Raw genomic sequence first — 16,980 nt, forward strand, 5'->3', positions numbered from 1 at the left:
GGATCGCGAGATGAAAATGAATGTGTGAATAATATGTTTTATTTATAACAATAAATTAACTGAGAGGTTTTATCATGATTTCTGCGAGTGCCCTGAACTCAGAACTCATTAATAAAATCGCACAGGATTTTGCACAGGCCACCAGTCTGGCTGTTGTGGTTGTCAATATTCACGGTGATGAAATTTCTGAGCTTTTTAATTTCACTCCTTTTTGCCAGTTGATGCGCCAGCATCCTCAGCATAGTACGCGTTGTCGTATGAGCGACCGCTGTGGAGGGTTGGAAGCCTCTAAATCCGATCAACCCTGCATTTATCGCTGCCATGCCGGGCTTACCGATTTCTCAATTCCGCTGGTCATCGCGGGACACCTGGTAGGGTTCGTGCTTTGTGGACAAGTACGCTTAAGTAACGATGTAGGCCTCGTTGATATTCTGAACGTCGATGACCGCTGGCAAGCCGATCCAGAGCTGGTAAACGAGTTCCGTAATGTACCTGAAATGGACTATTCTCGCGTCATTGCTTCAGCGGATTTACTCAAGCTCATCGTCGAAAATTGCCTTAAGAAACAACTTAATTTTGTTGTTATCAAAGATAACCCGCAGCAGTCAGAGCCGGTACGCGCTAACCGTAGTACCAACCCTCATGACAGTAAAATGAAAAAAGCCCTGCGCTATATTGATGCACATTTATCAGACGATCTACGTCTGGAAGATGTTGCCTCTCATGTTTTCCTTAGCCCGTACTATTTCAGCAAATTGTTCAAAAAATATCAGGGTATTGGTTTTAACGCATGGGTAAACCAGCAAAGAATGGCCAGTGCCAAAGAGCTGCTTTGTCACAGTGACTGGAGCATAGCCAGCATTGCGCGTAATTTAGGCTTTTCGCAAACAAGTTATTTTTGCAAAGTTTTCCGCCAGACCTATCAGGTTACGCCGCAGGCATTTCGCCAGCAAATAAATGTCATTTCACGCGGTGAATCCGCTTAAATAGCAATATTTTGCTATTGCCGATTTTTGATATCGGGCGCTATGTTAGTCATTATAAAATGAAATGTGACAACAGCAGTCAATAAATTGTCATAGCGCAACAAAATAATGGTATTAGAGGGATAAACTGCACCAGTTTTTATTTTTGTGATGAGATACAGTGTCTGTGTGAATGACTTTCTTTATTCTTAGCTGATACTTTCATTCAAAAAGTGAACGTGTGAATAAGTGGGTTAAGGCCAGAAAATTGGCTGAATGAACTCGGAAAGATATTAAATTGAATTATTGTCATGAGGTCGTGAATTTACCTCATAACAGAGCGCTTAATTAACCAGGCTCTTGAACTGACAGGTTTGCCACATTTGTGGTAGGGAAGGGGGTGAGAATCCCCCGCAGCCCCCGCTGCTGTGATGCTGACGACCCCGTATGGACCACTGATCGCAAGATTGGGAAGGACGGGTGAGGATGACGCTAAGCCAGAAGACCTGCCTGTCAGTGACTACCAACAACTTCGGTGGGAAGTGGGTGGTTCAGATGCATACAGTCGAGAGACTGGGTATCTCTACACCCCTACCACCCTGAACAGGATCAGGGTATGGCGGCCAATTTTCACGCATTTGTTCTTGCAGGTACCGGAAGCGGCTGTGGTAAAACCACGGTGACGCTGGGCTTGTTGAGCTTGTTGAAAAAACGCGGTTTGCGCGTCCAGCCTTGCAAAGTAGGTCCTGATTACCTTGATACCGGCTGGCATACAGCGGTATGCGGTACCGCTTCCCGCAATCTTGATAGCTTCATGCTTCCCGTCCCCACGCTGAACGCTCTATTCAACGAGCAGATGCAACATGCGGATATCGCCGTTATTGAAGGTGTTATGGGGCTGTATGACGGCTATGGTACCGACCCAAACTACTGCAGCACCGCCGCGATGGCTAAACAGTTAGGCTGTCCGGTCATCTTACTGGTTGATGGCAAAGCCGTTTCCACTTCAATCGCCGCAACGGTAATGGGTTTTCAGCATTTTGATCCCACCCTGAACATCGCCGGGGTTATTGTTAATCGGGTTAACAGCGAAACGCATTACCAGTTACTGAAAGTCGCAATCGAACGTTACTGCGATGTACCCGTCTTGGGCTACGTACCCCGTATGGATGGGGTTGCCCTTCCCGAACGTCATCTGGGTTTAGTAACCGCACGTGAGTCGGTTATCAATCAGCAACCGTGGCAGGCTTTTGCCGCGACGCTGGAGCAAACCCTTGATATCGACGCGCTTCTGACATTAAGCCAGTCAACCAATCTTCCTGCTGGCGAATGGCCCGCGCTTCCTGCCGCAGACGCCGGAGCAGGGCTAACGGTTGCCATTGCCGATGACGAAGCCTTCAACTTCTACTACCCGGATAACATTACGCTGCTGGAACGTACGGGGCTTAAAGTTGTCCGTTTTAGCCCGTTGCACGACACCTGTTTACCGGACTGTCAGATGATCTGGTTAGGTGGCGGATATCCAGAGCTACACGCTGCGGCGCTGGCTCGCAATGTCTCGATGCTGAATCAACTGCGAGAGGCACATCAACGTGGCGTCGCGATTTATGCAGAGTGCGGGGGGCTGATGTATCTCGGCAGTTCGCTTGAGGACAGCAACGGCGATACCTGGCTGATGGCGGATATCATTCCCGGCCACAGCAAAATGGGGAAACGTCTGACCCGATTTGGCTACTGCGAAGCGCAGGCCGCGCAGCAAACATTGTTAGCTGCAGAAGGCGAAGTGCTGCGCGGACATGAATTCCACTACTCCGATTTTACCCCTGAAACGCCAGCGGTGATGAACTGTCGCAAAGTGCGCGATGGTAAAACGCTGCAAGCCTGGTCCGGCGGCTGGCAGGTCGGAAACACCTTTGCCAGCTATCTACACGTTCATTTTGCTCAACGTCCGCAGATGCTTAACCATTGGCTGGCAGCCGCGAGGAGTGCGCTATGACGATCCTTGCATGGTGTGTTGCCTGGCTGCTTGATTTTATCATCGGCGATCCGCAGAACTGGCCACATCCGGTGCGCTGGATTGGCAATCTGATTTCTGCCGTGCAGCGAGTTATTCGGCGTTATTGCCATAGCGACCGTGCGCTGCGCATCGGCGGCGCGGTGATGTGGATTGTGGTGGTTGGTCTGACCTGGGCTGTGTCCTGGGGCGTGCTGGCACTGGCAGAATCTATTCATCCCTGGTTGGGGTGGGTGGTAGAGGTATGGATGATCTTTACCGTGCTGGCCGGACGCTGCCTGGCAAAGGCCGCGCAGGATGTCGAACGTCCGCTACGGGCCGGTGACCTTGCTCAGAGTCGGGAAAAACTATCGTGGATTGTGGGGCGTGATACCTCACAGCTGCAACCGCAGCAGATCAATCGCGCGGTGGTGGAAACCGTGGCTGAAAACACCGTAGACGGCATTATCGCGCCGTTGTTCTTTCTCCTCCTCGGCGGTGCGCCCCTGGCGATGGCCTACAAAGCGGTAAACACCCTTGACTCCATGGTGGGCTACAAACATGAAAAATACCGCGCTATTGGTATGGTCAGCGCGCGTCTGGACGATGTCGCGAACTTTATTCCTGCAAGACTGAGCTGGCTGTTGCTGGGCGTGGCGGCATTTTTATGTCGTAAAGACGGCTCGCGAGCTTTACAGATTGGCTGGCGCGATCGCTACAACCATAGCAGCCCAAACTGTGCGTGGTCAGAGGCATCCGTAGCCGGGGCATTAGGCATTCGTCTGGGTGGTCCTAATGACTACTTTGGCGAGCGCGTTGAGAAACCGTGGATCGGTGATGCACAACGCGACATTTCGGTAGACGACATTTCCCATACGATTCGACTGATGTGGGTGGCATCGACGCTGGCACTGGCGCTGTTTATTGCGCTGCGGTGGCTGTGGGTCGGTGTAGCCTGAGGACAACATAATGCAATACATCCAGCAACCCCAAGCGATTGAAGCCAAAAGTTTCGACATTATTGGCGAGATCATCCGTGAAACCCGTCCGGACTATCAGTTTGCCAGTCCGTTACATGAAGCCATTATCAAGCGGGTTATTCACACGACGGCAGATTTCGACTGGCTGGACATTCTGTGGTTTTCCAGTGATGTGCTGGAGCAGTTTTGTGCGGCGCTTAGCCGTTCGAGCGTGATTTACACCGACACCACGATGGCGCTTTCCGGGATCAATAAAACGCTGCTGGCAAAATTCGGCGGTGAATGCCGCTGCTACATCAGCGACCCGCGGGTTGTGCGTACGGCAAAAGAGCAGGGTATTACCCGGTCCATGGCGGCAGTCGACATTGCGGTGAAGGAAGAGGGGGAAAAGCTGTTTGTCTTTGGCAACGCGCCGACTGCGCTGTTCCGCCTGCTTGAGCATGATGTTGCCGTCAGCGGTGTGGTGGGTGTACCGGTTGGGTTCGTTGGTGCTGAAGAGTCGAAAGATGCCCTGACCCAAAGCAATTTGCCCGCCATTGCAGCGTTAGGCCGCAAAGGGGGAAGCAATGTCGCCGCCGCTATCGTCAACGCCATGCTTTATCACATGCAGGGGGCGCGATGAGCGAGGCCTTCGATACGCCGGTGTGGCACAACGGTAAAGCGCTGCGTAAAGGGTATACCACGGGATCGTGCGCCACGGCGGCGGCAAAAGTTGCCGCGTTGATGGTATTGCGCCAACACCTCATCCATCAGGTTTCCATCGTGACGCCTTCCGGGGTGACGCTGTGCCTGAACGTGGAGTCACCGCATATCGAAGGGCGGCAGGCAATAGCGGCCATCCGCAAAGACGGTGGAGATGATGTGGACGCCACCCACGGCATGCTGATTTTTGCTCGCGTGACGTTAGACGATAGTGGCGTGATTGCCTTACAGGGCGGTGAAGGGGTCGGTACGGTAACCCGCAAAGGGATTGGCCTGCCGGTGGGCAGTTCGGCGATTAACCGTACACCTCGCCAGACCATTGAATCAGCTGTCCGCGAAGCGATTGGCCCAAATCGTGGGGCGCAGATTGAAATCTTCGCGCCAGAAGGCGAAGAACGGGCGCAAAAAACCTACAACTCTCGCCTTGGCATTCTTGGCGGCATTTCGATTATCGGCACCACGGGTATTGTCACGCCGATGTCAGAAGAGAGCTGGAAGCGTTCACTGTCGCTGGAGCTGGAAATTAAGCGGGCGGCAGGGCTGGAGCGTGTTGTACTGGTGCCGGGAAACCACGGCGAGCGTTTTGTGCGCGAGCAGATGGGTATCGACACCCAGGTGGTGGTCACCATGAGCAACTTTGTCGGTTACATGATTGAAGAAGCTGTACGTCTGGGGTTCCGGCAAATCGTGCTGGTGGGACATCCAGGCAAGCTCGTCAAAATCGCGGCGGGGATCTTCCATACCCATAGCCATATTGCCGATGCCCGCATGGAAACGCTGGTGGCCCACCTCGCGCTACTTGGCGCACCGCTGGAACTGCTGACGTTGGTCAGCGAGTGCGATACCACCGAAGCGGCGATGGAACATATCGACGCGTACGGTTTCCAGCACATTTATGACCATCTGGCTCAGCGCATTTGTATGCGTGTCCTGCAAACATTGCGTTTTACCAAAAATCCCCCGACCTGCGATGCCATCATGTTTTCTTTTGATAATCAGGTTCTTGGAAGTAATCGTCCGGTCGCAGAAATTGCTGAGGAGATGCAATGTTAACCGTTGTAGGGATGGGCCCCGCCGGTTTGCATTTGATGACGCCTGCGGCACGAGAAGCGGTCGCGACGGCGGATGTTCTGGTCGGTGGAAAGAGGCATTTGCAGCAATTCCCGGATTTTACCGGTGAACAGTTTGCTCTTGGCGCCAATATCCCGGAACTCCTGAGCTGGATTAGCGCGCACCAGGAGAAGCACGTTGTGGTACTGGCGTCTGGCGATCCCCTGTTTTACGGCATCGGGACGCGCATGGTGGCGCATTTTGGTATTGAGAATGTGCGGATTATTCCCGGCATTAGTGCGGTGCAGTACCTGTGCGCGCAGTCCGGTATTGATATGAACGATATGTGGCTGACCAGTAGCCATGGCCGCAGCGTCTGTTTTGATGAGCTGGCGCGACATAACAAGGTGGCGATGGTGACTGATGCGCTGTGTGGCCCGCGTGAAATCGCGCAGCAGCTCATTGCACGAGGCAAGGGGCATCGCTGGATGGTGATTGGCGAAAACCTGGCGATGGAAAACGAACAGATCCATTTCCTGCCTGTGCGTGAAGTTAACGCTGACTATGACATGAATGCAGTGGTGATCCTTGATGAAAGATGAGCTGTTTCTGCGTGGAGAGAAAGTGCCGATGACCAAAGAAGCGGTACGCGCACTTGCCCTCTCAAAACTTGAATTACACCGCGCCAGTCACCTGATTGATATTGGTGCCGGAACCGGCAGCGTGTCGATAGAGGCGGCGTTGCAATATCCCGGATTACGTGTAACGGCCATCGAACGTAACCCGGCGGCACTCAGGTTGCTGGATGAAAACCGCCAGCATTTTGCCTGCGCAAATATCGATATTTTTCCGGGCGTTGCTCCCATGACCATCGCTGAAAAAGCCGATGCCATTTTTATGGGCGGCAGCGGCGGCCATCTGACCGAACTGATTGACTGGTCGATGCGCCAATTGCATCCCGCAGGGCGTTTGGTGATGACGTTTATCCTCCAGGAAAACCTCAACACCGCGCTGGCACATCTGGATCATCTTGGCGTACAGGGAGTGGATTGCCTGCAGCTACAGGTTTCCTCGCTTACCACGCTTGGCAATGGTCACTATTTTAAACCGAATAACCCCGTATTTGTTATCGCCTGTCAGAAGGAAGGAAACCATGTCTGAGATTTTTGATCCCCGTAGCGTGTGGTTTGTTGGCGCAGGTCCTGGCGATCGCGAGCTGATTACCCTCAAAGGTTACCGGTTGCTGCAGCAGGCGCAGGTTGTTATCTACGCCGGATCGCTGATTAACACTGAATTGCTGGAGTATTGCCCTGCCGGTGCTGAATGTCACGACAGTGCTGAACTGCATCTGGAGCAGATCCTTGATCTGATGGAAGCCGGAGTGAAAGCGGGCAAGACCGTTGTGCGCCTGCAAACCGGTGATGTCTCGTTGTACGGTTCCGTACGCGAGCAGGGTGAGGAGCTGACCAAACGCGGGATTGACTGGCAGGTGGTCCCCGGCGTCAGCGCGTTCCTCGGCGCGGCGGCGGAGCTGGGCGTGGAGTACACCGTACCTGAAGTTTCACAGAGCCTGATCATTACGCGCCTGGAAGGCCGCACCCCGGTACCAGAGCGTGAACAGCTGGAGTCTTTTGCCAGCCACCAGACATCAATGGCGATTTATCTTTCCGTCCAGCGCATTCATCGGGTGGCTGAGCGTCTGATTGAAGGCGGCTATCCGGCGACCACGCCCGTGGCGGTGATCTATAAAGCGACCTGGCCGGAAAGCCAGACCGTGCGCGGGACCCTGGCGGATATTGGCGACAAGGTTCGCGATGCGGGCATCCGTAAAACGGCCCTTATTCTGGTCGGTAATTTCCTGGGCTCGGAGTATCACTACTCCAAACTCTATGCGGCGGACTTTAGCCATGAATACCGTAAAGCCTGAGTCAATTGCGCTTTTTTGCCTGACTCCTGGCGGCGTTGTGCTGGCGAAACGTCTGGCAGCCATGCTGCCGGTTACCTGTTTTACCAGTGAAAAGCTGCTGGAGGAGGGGTTTATTCCCTTTGAAAACGGCTTTGCGAATACCGCCCGCGAAGCGTTTACGAATTACTCGGCGCTGATTTTTATCGGTGCGACCGGCATTGCGGTGCGCGTACTGGCCCCGCTGGTCAATGACAAATTCTGCGATCCGGCGGTGGTGGTCATTGATGAACGTGCCCAGCATGTCATCAGCCTGCTCTCCGGCCACGCGGGCGGTGCCAATGCGTTGGCGCGTTATCTGGCGGGCATGTTGGGCGCTGACCCGGTTATCACTACCGCGACGGATGTGAACGATATGGCGGCACTGGATACGCTGGCATTTCAACTGAATGCCCGGATGAGTGATTTCCGTTCGGCGGTGAAGATCGTGAACCAGATGCTGGTCAGCAATAAGCGGGTTGGTTTGTGGTGGGATGACGAACTGACGCAGGATGTCAGCCATTGCGACCGGCGCGGGTTTATCACGGTTACCGATCTCAACCAGCTCCCTGAACTGGATGCGTTGGTGTGCATCACCTTACGCACCAATTTACCTGACCTGCCTGTTCCGCACTGGAAGTTGGTGCCACAGCGGGTTGTGGCCGGAATTGGCTGTCGCCGTGATACGCCGTTCCCTCTGCTGGCTGCGCTGCTTGCCCGGCAACTTGAAGCTCAACAGCTCGATCCGTTGGCGCTAAAAGCGATTGGCAGCATCACGCTGAAAAAAGATGAACAGGGACTTATCCAACTGGCTTCGTGCTGCCGCGTTCCTTTCGAAACCTTTACTGCTGACGCGCTGCGTGAGCATGAGCACCGTTTTCCAGCCTCATCGTTTGTTCGCAAAACGGTGGGTACAGGAAGCGTTTCCGGTCCTGCAGCCTGGCTGTTGAGCCACGGAAAACTGTTAGGCGAGACCCTGCGAGAACAGGGCGTCACTATCACTTTGGGAGTTTCACACTGATGTTAAGCGTAATTGGAATTGGCCCTGGCTCGCAGGCAATGATGACCATGGAAGCCGTTGAAGCACTGCAGGCAGCGGAAATCATCGTTGGCTATAAAACCTACACCCATCTGGTAAAAGCGTTCACGGGTGACAAGCAGGTGATCAAAACCGGAATGTGCAAAGAGATTGAACGCTGCCAGGCGGCGATCGAACTGGCACAGGCGGGTCACAACGTGGCGCTGATCAGTAGCGGTGACGCGGGGATTTACGGTATGGCCGGGCTGGTGCTCGAACTGGTCAGCAAGCAAAAGCTGGATGTTGAGGTCAGGCTAATACCTGGCATGACCGCTAGTATTGCCGCGGCCTCTTTGCTGGGCGCGCCGCTGATGCACGACTTCTGCCACATCAGCTTAAGCGATCTGTTAACGCCATGGCCGGTTATCGAAAAACGCATCGTTGCCGCCGGTGAGGCAGACTTTGTTATCTGTTTCTACAACCCGCGCAGTCGGGGTCGCGAAGGTCATCTGGCGCGCGCATTTGAACTGCTTTCCGCCAGCAAAAGCGCACAAACGCCGGTGGGTATTGTGAAGTCTGCCGGACGTAAAAAGCAGGAAAAATGGTTAACCACGCTCGGTGAAATGGATTTCGAACCGGTTGATATGACCAGCCTTGTGATCGTGGGTAACAAAACAACCTATGTTCAGGACGGCCTGATGATCACACCACGAGGTTATGTGCTGTGAATTACGGTGATGTGCTGGTCATGGGCGGTACGAGCGATGCGCGCATGCTGTGCCAGCAACTGGATGCGGCAAACGTGGCCTATACCCTGTCAGTTGCAACCCCAACAGGGAAACAACTGGCGGGAGACATCAAAGGCCAGGTGCGCTGCGGGCGTCTGGAGCGCGAACAAATGATTGCCTGGCTACAGGAAAATCGGACGCGCTGGGTGATCGATGCCTCGCATCCGTACGCCGAGGTGGTGAGCCGCAACATCATGAGCGCCTGCGAAGCGGCGGGCGTACTGCTGAGCCGCTACCAGCGCCCTGAGCAGTTGAGTGGTTTAACTCACCCGCACCTGTACACCGTACAAAGCATTCCGCAAGCCTGTGAGGTGGCGCGACGCTTCGGCGATCGTGTGCTGCTGACGACCGGCAGTAAAGATCTGGCCATCTGGCGCGAAGGGTTGCCTGAAAAAACGCTGCTGGCGCGCGTTCTGCCTGTTCCTGAGGTCATTCAGCAATGCGCGGATCTGGGATTTGGCGTCGGTGAAATCTTCGCACTGTGCGGACCGTTTAGCGCCGAGTTCAACGCTGCGTTTTATCGCCAGTGCCAGGCTGATGTGGTGATCACCAAAGCATCTGGCGCTGAAGGTGGTTATCAGGAAAAGGTTCAACCCTGTCTGGATGCCGGAATCCCCTGCATCGTGATTACACGTCCGGCACCGTTGGTGACGGGAGAAGAGTTACTGGAAAGTCAGGCCGCCTTTGGGGCGCGTTTAACGCGCTGGCTGGCCACTGCTTAAGGAGTTTGAGATGAAAAAGGCGCTTCTGGTGGTCAGCTTTGGCACCAGCTATCACGACACCTGCGAGAAAAATATTGTGGCCTGTGAGCGCGATCTCGCAGCTAGCTGCCCTGACCGCGACCTGTTCCGGGCGTTTACCTCCGGGATGATAATCCGCAAGCTCAAGCAGCGAGACGGTATTGAAATCGACACGCCGCTACAGGCGCTGCAAAAACTGGCGGAGCAGGGGTATCAGGATGTGGCTATTCAGTCGCTGCACATTATTAATGGTGACGAATACGAAAAAATTGTCCGCGAAGTGCAAAGTATGCGTCCGCTGTTTTCACGCCTGACGCTGGGTGTACCGCTGCTGAGCAGCCATGAAGATTACGCACAGTTGATGCTGGCGCTGCAACAGCAGATGCCGGCGCTTGGCGAAAGTGAAAAAGTGGTCTTTATGGGACACGGTGCCAGCCACCATGCTTTTGCCGCCTATGCCTGTCTCGACCACATGATGACGGCGCAGCGCTTTCCGGCGCGGGTTGGGGCGGTGGAAAGCTATCCGGAAGTGGATGTGCTGATTGAAAGTTTATCTCAGGAAGGGGTGACGGCGGTGCATCTGATGCCGCTGATGTTAGTCGCTGGCGACCATGCCATCAACGATATGGCCTCCGACGAAGATGATTCCTGGAAAACGTTGTTCAATGCAGCAGGGATACCGGCTACGCCGTGGCTTAGTGGTCTGGGTGAGAACCCGGCGGTTCGCGCCATGTTCGTGGCACATTTACAGCAGGCGCTTAATGTGGCGCTGGAGGAAGCAGCATGAGCGGAAAACTGTATGCACTGAGCACCGGGCCAGGTGCTTCCGACTTGATTACCGTGCGTGCCGCACGCACGCTGGGCGCGCTGGATATTCTCTATGCGCCTGCCGGGCGTAAAGGCGGCGACAGTCTGGCATTGTCGATTGTACGTGAGTATATCGGTGAACAGACCGAAGTCCGCTGCTGCCATTTTCCTATGAGTGCCGATAGCGCTGAAAAAGAGGCCGTCTGGGATGAAGTTGCTGCCGCGCTGGTTCAGGAAGTCGAGGCCGGTAAGCAGGTGGGGTTTATCACTCTCGGCGATGCGATGCTGTTCAGCACCTGGGTCTTTTTACTTCAGCGTATTGGTTGTCCTGACTGGCTGGAAATCGTTCCTGGCGTCACGTCTTTCGCCGCGATTGCCGCGCGTTCCAAAACGCCGCTCGCTATGGAGCAACAGTCACTGGCGGTGGTCTCCTGTACCGCGCCGGAAGCGGAAATCCAGCAAGCGTTAAAACAGCATGACAGTCTGGTGTTGATGAAAGTGTACGGTCGTTTTGCACGTATCAAAGCGCTGCTACAACAAGAAGGTTTGTTGGACTGTGCATTAATGATGTCTGAAGCCACGCTGCCAGGTGAACAGTGCTGGCGTCATCTCGATGAGGTGAGCGACGATCAGCCGCTGCCTTATTTCTCGACCATTCTGGTCAATAAACAGTGGGAGTATGCACAATGAAGCTTGAACAACAGCTAAAACAGCTGTCTTTCAGCGGGTTGGCTGCGGCGCTATTACTGATGATTGTTCCTGAACAAGCGTTCGCTATGCACATTATGGAAGGTTTCTTGCCGCCGATGTGGGCGCTGGCCTGGTGGCTGCTGTTTTTACCCTGCCTGTGGTACGGGCTGGTACGTCTGCGTCAAATTGTGCAGGAGGATAACCACCAGAAGGTTTTGCTGGCCCTGTGTGGCGCTTTTATTTTTGTGCTGTCGGCGCTGAAAATTCCTTCCGTTACCGGAAGCTGCTCACATCCTACCGGTGTAGGCCTGGCGGTTATCCTGTTTGGACCGGGCGTGGTAGCCATCCTTGGGGCGATTGTCCTGCTGTTCCAGGCTCTGCTGCTGGCACACGGTGGTTTGACTACGCTCGGCGCGAACGGCATGTCGATGGCGGTAATTGGCCCGGTAGTGGGTTACATGGTGTGGAAAATGGCCTGCCGCGCCGGATTGCGTCGTGATGTCTGCGTCTTCCTGTGTGCAATGCTGGCGGATCTCGTCACCTATTTTGTGACTTCTGTACAGTTGGGCGTTGCGTTCCCGGATCCCTCTGCTGGCGCTACCGGCTCAATCATTAAGTTCATGGGGATTTTCTGCCTGACGCAGATCCCAATTGCGATTGCGGAAGGGTTACTTACCGTGCTGATTTACGATCAGCTAACCAAACGCCAGTTGATAACCGCACAAGGGCATTAACGATGAAAAAGACGCTGATTATATTGGGCATGGTAGTGGCGCTGGTGATCCTGCCGTTCTTTATCAACCACGGTGGGGAGTACGGCGGGTCAGATGGTGAGGCGGAAAGCCAGATTCAGGCTATTGCCCCGCATTATGAGCCCTGGTTCCAACCGTTGTATGAACCCGCAAGCGGTGAAATTGAAAGTCTGCTGTTTACGCTCCAGGGATCGCTTGGCGCAGCCGTGATTTTCTATATCCTGGGTTACACCAAGGGCAGGCAACGCCGTGATGACCGGGCTTGACAGGCTTAGCTATCAAAGCCGTTGGGTTCATGTCTCGCCGGTGCGGAAATTTCTGCTCTGGCTGGTGATGATGATTCTGGCGTTTACTCTGCCCCCATTGGGGCAGGGTATTGAGCTTTTACTTATTGCCGCGCTGAGCTGCTGGCTGCTGCGTATTTCCTTCTGGCGCTGGTGTCGTTGGATGGCATTGCCGTTTGGTTTTCTCACGGTTGGCGTGGTGACCATTTTGTTTAGCATCAGCCGCGATCCACAGACGCTGTTGGCCAGCATACCTGTGGGAAGTTACTGGTTGGGGATCAGTGCACCAGGTGTGGTAACCGCCAATGAAACCTTCTGGCGCAGCCTTGCCGCGTTGGCGGCAACCTTCTGGCTGGTACTGAATCTGCCGTTTCCGCAATTAATTATCTTACTCAAACGCGCGCACGTTCCTCGCCTGCTAACTGAGCAGATCCTGCTGACCTGGCGGTTTATTTTTATCCTGTTAGACGAGGCGCTGGCTATTCATCGCGCACAAACGCTGCGTTTTGGTTATCGTAGCTTGCCGTTGGGCTACCGCTCTCTGGCAATGCTGGTGGGATTGCTGTTCACCCGCGTGTTGATCCGCTACCAGCAAATGACCACCACACTGGATATCAAACTGTATCAGGGTGATTTTCACCTGTAAGGAAAAGTATGCTTGCCACCTCAGCGCTTTGGTTTCGCTATCAGGATGACCCGATCCTCAAAGGGCTAACGCTTGATTTTTCGACGCATGCCGTCACCGGACTGGTAGGCGCTAATGGCTGCGGGAAATCTACGCTGTTCATGAACCTGAGTGGTTTACTGCGCCCACAGCAAGGCGCGGTGATGTGGCAGGGCAAACCGCTGGATTACAGCAAGCGCGGCCTGCTGGCGCTGCGTCAACAGGTGGCAACGGTATTTCAGGATCCCGACCAGCAAATCTTTTATACCGATATCGACAGCGATATCGCCTTTAGCCTGCGCAATCTTGGGGTGGATGAAGCTGAAATCGCTCGGCGCGTGGAAGATGCGCTTACGCTGGTCGACGCCCAGCATTTTCGCCATCAGCCCATTCAGTGTTTAAGCCATGGGCAAAAAAAACGTGTAGCAATTGCCGGGGCGTTGGTGTTGCAGGCGCAGTATCTGCTGCTGGATGAACCTACTGCGGGCCTCGACCCGTCAGGCCGCACGCAGATGATTGAGATAATCAAACGCATCGTTGCGCAAGGAAACCACGTCGTAATTTCCAGCCATGATATCGATCTTATCTATGAAGTCAGCGATGCGGTGTACGTTTTACGCCGGGGCGAAGTACTCACGCACGGCACGCCAGGCGACGTTTTCGCCCGTACGGATCTTATTGAACAAGCGGGATTAACTCAGCCCTGGCTGGTGAAGCTGCATACAGAGTTGGGCTTCCCGCTGTGTAAAACAGAGGCTGAATTTTTTAGCTGTATGCGAGAGAACGCACTGAAGGAGGCGTCATGACGCAGGCAATAATGTTGCAGGGAACGGCATCTGATGTGGGTAAAAGCGTATTGGTCGCCGGGCTGTGTCGTATTTTTTATCAGGATGGACTGCATACCGCGCCGTTCAAATCGCAGAACATGGCGCTGAACTCTGGCATTACGCCAGAGGGAAAAGAAATGGGCCGCGCGCAAATTTTTCAGGCCGAAGCCGCAGGCATTACGCCAGATGTGCGTATGAACCCGGTGTTGCTTAAACCGACCAGCGATCGAAAAGCGCAGGTAGTGCTGATGGGTAAAGTGGCAACCGATATGGACGCGGTGAGTTACCACGAGTACAAGCCACGTCTGCGGGAACAGATCCTGTCAGTTTATAACAGCCTGGCGCAGGAGTTCGATGTGCTGGTGCTGGAGGGAGCGGGGAGCCCGGCAGAGATTAACCTGCGCGATCGCGATATCGTCAATATGGGTATGGCCGAGATGGCGCAGTGCCCTGTCGTTTTGGTGGCGGATATCGATCGTGGCGGGGTGTTCGCCTCCATTTACGGCACGCTGGCGCTGTTGCACGATCACGAGCGCGCGCGGGTAAAAGGGGTGATCATCAACAAGTTTCGCGGTGATGTGACGCTGCTGCACTCCGGTATCGAGCAAATTGAAGCGCTGACCGGCGTTCCTGTGCTGGGCGTGATGCCATGGCTGGATGTTGATCTGGAAGATGAAGACGGCGTTGCGCTGCAAAAGGGCAAGTATTTGCGCACTGACAAACGCGACATCGACATCGCCGTTGTTCAAATACCGCACATTTCTAACTTTACTGATTTCAATGCGCTTGCTGCGCAGCCGGATGTGCGCGTGCGCTATGTTCGCCAGCCTGAAGAGCTGGCGGGGGCCGATCTGGTGATTTTGCCGGGCAGCAAAAATACCCTTGGCGATCTGGTATGGCTGCGTGAAAGCGGGATGGCGCATGGCGTCGTGCAATTACATCGTAATAACGTACCGGTGGTTGGGATTTGTGGCGGCTATCAAATGCTCGGCGACACCATCATTGATGAAGTAGAGTCGGGCCTCGGTACGCTGCCGGGTCTGGGCTTACTCAATACAGTCACCCATTTTGCCCAGCACAAAACCACGACCCTGGTTGAGGGACAAATGTCTTCATCGCTGCCTGACTGGCTGGCCGGCACGGCGGGGTTATCCGTTCGCGGTTATGAAATTCATATGGGCGAAACAGCATTAACCGATGAACGCCAGTCGGTGATGACGTTGCACAAAGACGGCGGCAACGTTGTTGACGGCGCGGTCACTCCGGATGGTCTGGCGTTCGGCACCTATCTTCACGGTCTTTTCGACAGCGATGATTTCACCCGTGCGTTGGTCAATGGCCTGCGAGAACGTAAAGGGTTAGCTCCGCTGGATTCCACCTTCCATTACGCGCAATATAAATCGCAGCAGTTTGATCTGCTGGCGGATGCGATGCGGCAACACATCGATATTGAAAAAATTTATACCATCATGCAGCAACACCGGGAGCCAGTATGATGATTCTGGTTACTGGCGGCGCGCGAAGCGGTAAGAGTCGGCATGCGGAAGCGCTGATCGCTGATTCCCCAAACGTTTTGTATATTGCGACTTCGCAGATTTTTGATGAGGAGATGGCTGCGCGAATTCAGCATCATCGCGATGGGCGTCCTGCGCACTGGCGGACAGCCGAACGTTGGCAACATCTTGATGAACTGATCACGGACACGAACGATCCTCAGGAAGCTATTCTGCTGGAATGCATCACCACGATGGTGACCAACTTGCTGTTTGCGCTGGGCGGTGAAAGCGATCCGGACAGCTGGGATTACGCGGCGATGGAGCAGTCTATCGAAGGTGAAATCCGTTCGCTGATCGCAGCCTGTCAGCGCTGCCCGGCAAAGATCGTGTTGGTCACTAACGAAGTGGGAATGGGGATTGTGCCGGAGAACCGTCTGGCGCGGCATTTTCGTGATATTGCAGGACGCGTGAACCAGCGACTGGCGGCGGCAGCTGATGAGGTCTGGCTGGTGGTATCAGGAATTGGAGTCAAAATTAAATGAGTAAGTTGTTCTGGGCAATGCTCTCTTTTATCAGTCGCTTGCCCGTTCCTGCTCGCTGGTCGCAAGGACTGGATTTCGAGCACTATTCCCGCGGTATTGTAATGTTTCCCCTGATTGGCGTCGTGTTGGGAGGGCTGACGGGGCTGGTCTTTATGGCGCTCCAGCCCTGGTGCGGTATTCCGTTGGCGGCCCTTTTTGCGGTGCTGACACTGGCATTGCTGACCGGGGGATTTCATCTGGATGGTCTGGCGGATACCTGTGACGGCATTTTTTCGGCGCGCCGACGCGAGCGGATGCTGGAAATCATGCGCGACAGTCGTCTGGGCACCCACGGTGGACTGGCGTTAATTTTCGTTTTACTGGCGAAGGTACTGGTGGTGAGTGAACTGGCTTTGCGTGGCACGCCAATGCTGGCCGCGCTGGCAGCGGCATGTGTTGCCGGGCGAGGAACGGCGGTGTTGCTGATGTATCGGCATCGCTATGCCCGCGAAGAAGGACTGGGCAACGTTTTTATTGGCAAAGTCACCGGGCGTCAAACCTGCGTTACGTTGGGATTAGCGGCGATCCTTGCCGCCGTGCTACTTCCCGGCATGCGCGGCGTGGCAGCGCTGGTTGTCACAATAGTGGCGATTTTTATTCTTGGGCAGTTATTAAAACGCACGTTGGGTGGGCAAACCGGCGATACGCTGGGCGCTGCCATTGAACTTGGCGAGTTGATTTTCTTGCTGGCTCTGCTCTGA

Annotated in this window: 20 protein-coding genes and 1 riboswitch; all 20 genes read left to right on the forward strand. The window is 54.5% G+C overall.

The features are described 5' to 3' along the window. Positions 1 to 74: 74 nt before the first annotated feature. The 20 genes from pocR (at position 75) to cobS (ending at position 16,980) form a co-directional block, all read left to right on the forward strand. Positions 75 to 986 carry a transcriptional regulator PocR gene (gene pocR / locus OGY67_RS02755; protein ID WP_003834122.1) on the forward strand — a complete coding sequence of 304 codons (912 nt, stop codon included), beginning with the start codon at positions 75 to 77 and terminating at the stop codon, positions 984 to 986. Between the two features lie 332 nt (positions 987 to 1,318). Then, positions 1,319 to 1,493: riboswitch (cobalamin riboswitch) on the forward strand. Between the two features lie 88 nt (positions 1,494 to 1,581). Further along, a complete protein-coding gene (locus OGY67_RS02760; protein WP_079935269.1) occupies positions 1,582 to 2,961 on the forward strand; it encodes a cobyrinic acid a,c-diamide synthase CobB in 1,380 nt (459 codons plus the stop codon). Continuing rightward, positions 2,958 to 3,917: an adenosylcobinamide-phosphate synthase CbiB gene (gene cbiB, locus OGY67_RS02765; RefSeq protein ID WP_048216004.1), complete on the forward strand. Its 960-nt coding sequence runs from the start codon at positions 2,958 to 2,960 to the stop codon at positions 3,915 to 3,917. Before OGY67_RS02760 ends, cbiB begins: the two co-directional genes overlap by 4 nt. Before the next feature lie 10 nt (positions 3,918 to 3,927). Next, the gene (locus OGY67_RS02770; RefSeq protein ID WP_008785140.1) at positions 3,928 to 4,560 is read left to right on the forward strand and encodes a cobalt-precorrin-8 methylmutase; all 633 of its coding nucleotides are present in this window, start codon (positions 3,928 to 3,930) and stop codon (positions 4,558 to 4,560) included. Further along, positions 4,557 to 5,693: a cobalt-precorrin-5B (C(1))-methyltransferase CbiD gene (gene cbiD, locus OGY67_RS02775; protein WP_235127235.1), complete on the forward strand. Its 1,137-nt coding sequence runs from the start codon at positions 4,557 to 4,559 to the stop codon at positions 5,691 to 5,693. Before OGY67_RS02770 ends, cbiD begins: the two co-directional genes overlap by 4 nt. Further along, positions 5,687 to 6,292, forward strand: a complete 606-nt coding sequence (locus tag OGY67_RS02780; RefSeq protein ID WP_008785139.1) for a cobalt-precorrin-7 (C(5))-methyltransferase — start codon at positions 5,687 to 5,689, stop codon at positions 6,290 to 6,292. The genes cbiD and OGY67_RS02780 overlap by 7 nt, the downstream gene beginning before the upstream one ends. After that, positions 6,282 to 6,851 (forward strand): decarboxylating cobalt-precorrin-6B (C(15))-methyltransferase, encoded by a 570-nt coding sequence (locus tag OGY67_RS02785; RefSeq protein ID WP_008785138.1) that lies wholly within the window; start codon positions 6,282 to 6,284, stop codon positions 6,849 to 6,851. The genes OGY67_RS02780 and OGY67_RS02785 overlap by 11 nt, the downstream gene beginning before the upstream one ends. Beyond that, positions 6,844 to 7,617, forward strand: coding sequence for a cobalt-precorrin-4 methyltransferase (locus OGY67_RS02790; protein WP_003030275.1), 774 nt, complete (start codon positions 6,844 to 6,846; stop codon positions 7,615 to 7,617). Before OGY67_RS02785 ends, OGY67_RS02790 begins: the two co-directional genes overlap by 8 nt. Next, the gene (cbiG, locus tag OGY67_RS02795; RefSeq protein ID WP_003834107.1) at positions 7,598 to 8,653 is read left to right on the forward strand and encodes a cobalt-precorrin 5A hydrolase; all 1,056 of its coding nucleotides are present in this window, start codon (positions 7,598 to 7,600) and stop codon (positions 8,651 to 8,653) included. The genes OGY67_RS02790 and cbiG overlap by 20 nt, the downstream gene beginning before the upstream one ends. Continuing rightward, positions 8,653 to 9,378: a precorrin-3B C(17)-methyltransferase gene (locus OGY67_RS02800; RefSeq protein WP_003030278.1), complete on the forward strand. Its 726-nt coding sequence runs from the start codon at positions 8,653 to 8,655 to the stop codon at positions 9,376 to 9,378. The genes cbiG and OGY67_RS02800 overlap by 1 nt, the downstream gene beginning before the upstream one ends. Next, positions 9,375 to 10,160: a cobalt-precorrin-6A reductase gene (locus tag OGY67_RS02805; protein WP_048216008.1), complete on the forward strand. Its 786-nt coding sequence runs from the start codon at positions 9,375 to 9,377 to the stop codon at positions 10,158 to 10,160. The genes OGY67_RS02800 and OGY67_RS02805 overlap by 4 nt, the downstream gene beginning before the upstream one ends. Before the next feature lie 10 nt (positions 10,161 to 10,170). Continuing rightward, positions 10,171 to 10,965, forward strand: coding sequence for a sirohydrochlorin cobaltochelatase (gene cbiK / locus OGY67_RS02810; RefSeq protein WP_008785135.1), 795 nt, complete (start codon positions 10,171 to 10,173; stop codon positions 10,963 to 10,965). Then, positions 10,962 to 11,675, forward strand: coding sequence for a cobalt-factor II C(20)-methyltransferase (locus tag OGY67_RS02815; RefSeq protein WP_003834099.1), 714 nt, complete (start codon positions 10,962 to 10,964; stop codon positions 11,673 to 11,675). Before cbiK ends, OGY67_RS02815 begins: the two co-directional genes overlap by 4 nt. After that, positions 11,672 to 12,409 carry a cobalt ECF transporter S component CbiM gene (cbiM, locus tag OGY67_RS02820; protein ID WP_003834098.1) on the forward strand — a complete coding sequence of 246 codons (738 nt, stop codon included), beginning with the start codon at positions 11,672 to 11,674 and terminating at the stop codon, positions 12,407 to 12,409. Before OGY67_RS02815 ends, cbiM begins: the two co-directional genes overlap by 4 nt. 2 nt (positions 12,410 to 12,411) lie before the next feature. Then, the gene (locus OGY67_RS02825) at positions 12,412 to 12,693 is read left to right on the forward strand and encodes an energy-coupling factor ABC transporter substrate-binding protein (RefSeq protein ID WP_003030289.1); all 282 of its coding nucleotides are present in this window, start codon (positions 12,412 to 12,414) and stop codon (positions 12,691 to 12,693) included. Continuing rightward, on the forward strand, positions 12,680 to 13,357 hold the full coding sequence (locus tag OGY67_RS02830; RefSeq protein WP_008785133.1) for an energy-coupling factor ABC transporter transmembrane protein: 678 nt from the start codon (positions 12,680 to 12,682) through the stop codon (positions 13,355 to 13,357). The genes OGY67_RS02825 and OGY67_RS02830 overlap by 14 nt, the downstream gene beginning before the upstream one ends. A gap of 8 nt (positions 13,358 to 13,365) precedes the next feature. Continuing rightward, positions 13,366 to 14,181: an energy-coupling factor ABC transporter ATP-binding protein gene (locus tag OGY67_RS02835; RefSeq protein ID WP_003839037.1), complete on the forward strand. Its 816-nt coding sequence runs from the start codon at positions 13,366 to 13,368 to the stop codon at positions 14,179 to 14,181. Next, complete coding sequence (locus OGY67_RS02840; protein WP_286573408.1) at positions 14,178 to 15,698, forward strand: cobyric acid synthase; 1,521 nt, start codon at positions 14,178 to 14,180, stop codon at positions 15,696 to 15,698. Before OGY67_RS02835 ends, OGY67_RS02840 begins: the two co-directional genes overlap by 4 nt. After that, positions 15,695 to 16,240, forward strand: a complete 546-nt coding sequence (cobU, locus tag OGY67_RS02845) for a bifunctional adenosylcobinamide kinase/adenosylcobinamide-phosphate guanylyltransferase (protein ID WP_048216012.1) — start codon at positions 15,695 to 15,697, stop codon at positions 16,238 to 16,240. Before OGY67_RS02840 ends, cobU begins: the two co-directional genes overlap by 4 nt. After that, the gene (cobS, locus tag OGY67_RS02850) at positions 16,237 to 16,980 is read left to right on the forward strand and encodes an adenosylcobinamide-GDP ribazoletransferase (protein ID WP_003834082.1); all 744 of its coding nucleotides are present in this window, start codon (positions 16,237 to 16,239) and stop codon (positions 16,978 to 16,980) included. The genes cobU and cobS overlap by 4 nt, the downstream gene beginning before the upstream one ends.

This window comes from Citrobacter sp. Cpo015 (genome assembly GCF_030333035.1).
GTDB lineage: Bacteria > Pseudomonadota > Gammaproteobacteria > Enterobacterales > Enterobacteriaceae > Citrobacter > Citrobacter portucalensis.

Bases quoted from the DNA above. Each gene is read 5' to 3' on its own strand.
- OGY67_RS02815 (WP_003834099.1), top strand. From the start codon at position 10,962: ATGAGCGGAAAACTGTATGCACTGAGCACCGGGCCAGGTGCTTCCGAC.
- OGY67_RS02800 (WP_003030278.1), top strand. From the start codon at position 8,653: ATGTTAAGCGTAATTGGAATTGGCCCTGGCTCGCAGGCAATGATGACC.
- OGY67_RS02825 (WP_003030289.1), top strand. From the start codon at position 12,412: ATGAAAAAGACGCTGATTATATTGGGCATGGTAGTGGCGCTGGTGATC.
- OGY67_RS02835 (WP_003839037.1), top strand. From the start codon at position 13,366: ATGCTTGCCACCTCAGCGCTTTGGTTTCGCTATCAGGATGACCCGATC.
- OGY67_RS02785 (WP_008785138.1), top strand. From the start codon at position 6,282: ATGAAAGATGAGCTGTTTCTGCGTGGAGAGAAAGTGCCGATGACCAAA.
- cbiD (WP_235127235.1), top strand. From the start codon at position 4,557: ATGAGCGAGGCCTTCGATACGCCGGTGTGGCACAACGGTAAAGCGCTG.
- OGY67_RS02760 (WP_079935269.1), top strand. From the start codon at position 1,582: ATGGCGGCCAATTTTCACGCATTTGTTCTTGCAGGTACCGGAAGCGGC.
- pocR (WP_003834122.1), top strand. From the start codon at position 75: ATGATTTCTGCGAGTGCCCTGAACTCAGAACTCATTAATAAAATCGCA.
- OGY67_RS02780 (WP_008785139.1), top strand. From the start codon at position 5,687: ATGTTAACCGTTGTAGGGATGGGCCCCGCCGGTTTGCATTTGATGACG.
- cobU (WP_048216012.1), top strand. From the start codon at position 15,695: ATGATGATTCTGGTTACTGGCGGCGCGCGAAGCGGTAAGAGTCGGCAT.
- OGY67_RS02770 (WP_008785140.1), top strand. From the start codon at position 3,928: ATGCAATACATCCAGCAACCCCAAGCGATTGAAGCCAAAAGTTTCGAC.
- OGY67_RS02790 (WP_003030275.1), top strand. From the start codon at position 6,844: ATGTCTGAGATTTTTGATCCCCGTAGCGTGTGGTTTGTTGGCGCAGGT.
- OGY67_RS02840 (WP_286573408.1), top strand. From the start codon at position 14,178: ATGACGCAGGCAATAATGTTGCAGGGAACGGCATCTGATGTGGGTAAA.
- cbiB (WP_048216004.1), top strand. From the start codon at position 2,958: ATGACGATCCTTGCATGGTGTGTTGCCTGGCTGCTTGATTTTATCATC.
- cobS (WP_003834082.1), top strand. From the start codon at position 16,237: ATGAGTAAGTTGTTCTGGGCAATGCTCTCTTTTATCAGTCGCTTGCCC.
- OGY67_RS02830 (WP_008785133.1), top strand. From the start codon at position 12,680: ATGACCGGGCTTGACAGGCTTAGCTATCAAAGCCGTTGGGTTCATGTC.
- cbiK (WP_008785135.1), top strand. From the start codon at position 10,171: ATGAAAAAGGCGCTTCTGGTGGTCAGCTTTGGCACCAGCTATCACGAC.
- cbiM (WP_003834098.1), top strand. From the start codon at position 11,672: ATGAAGCTTGAACAACAGCTAAAACAGCTGTCTTTCAGCGGGTTGGCT.
- cbiG (WP_003834107.1), top strand. From the start codon at position 7,598: ATGAATACCGTAAAGCCTGAGTCAATTGCGCTTTTTTGCCTGACTCCT.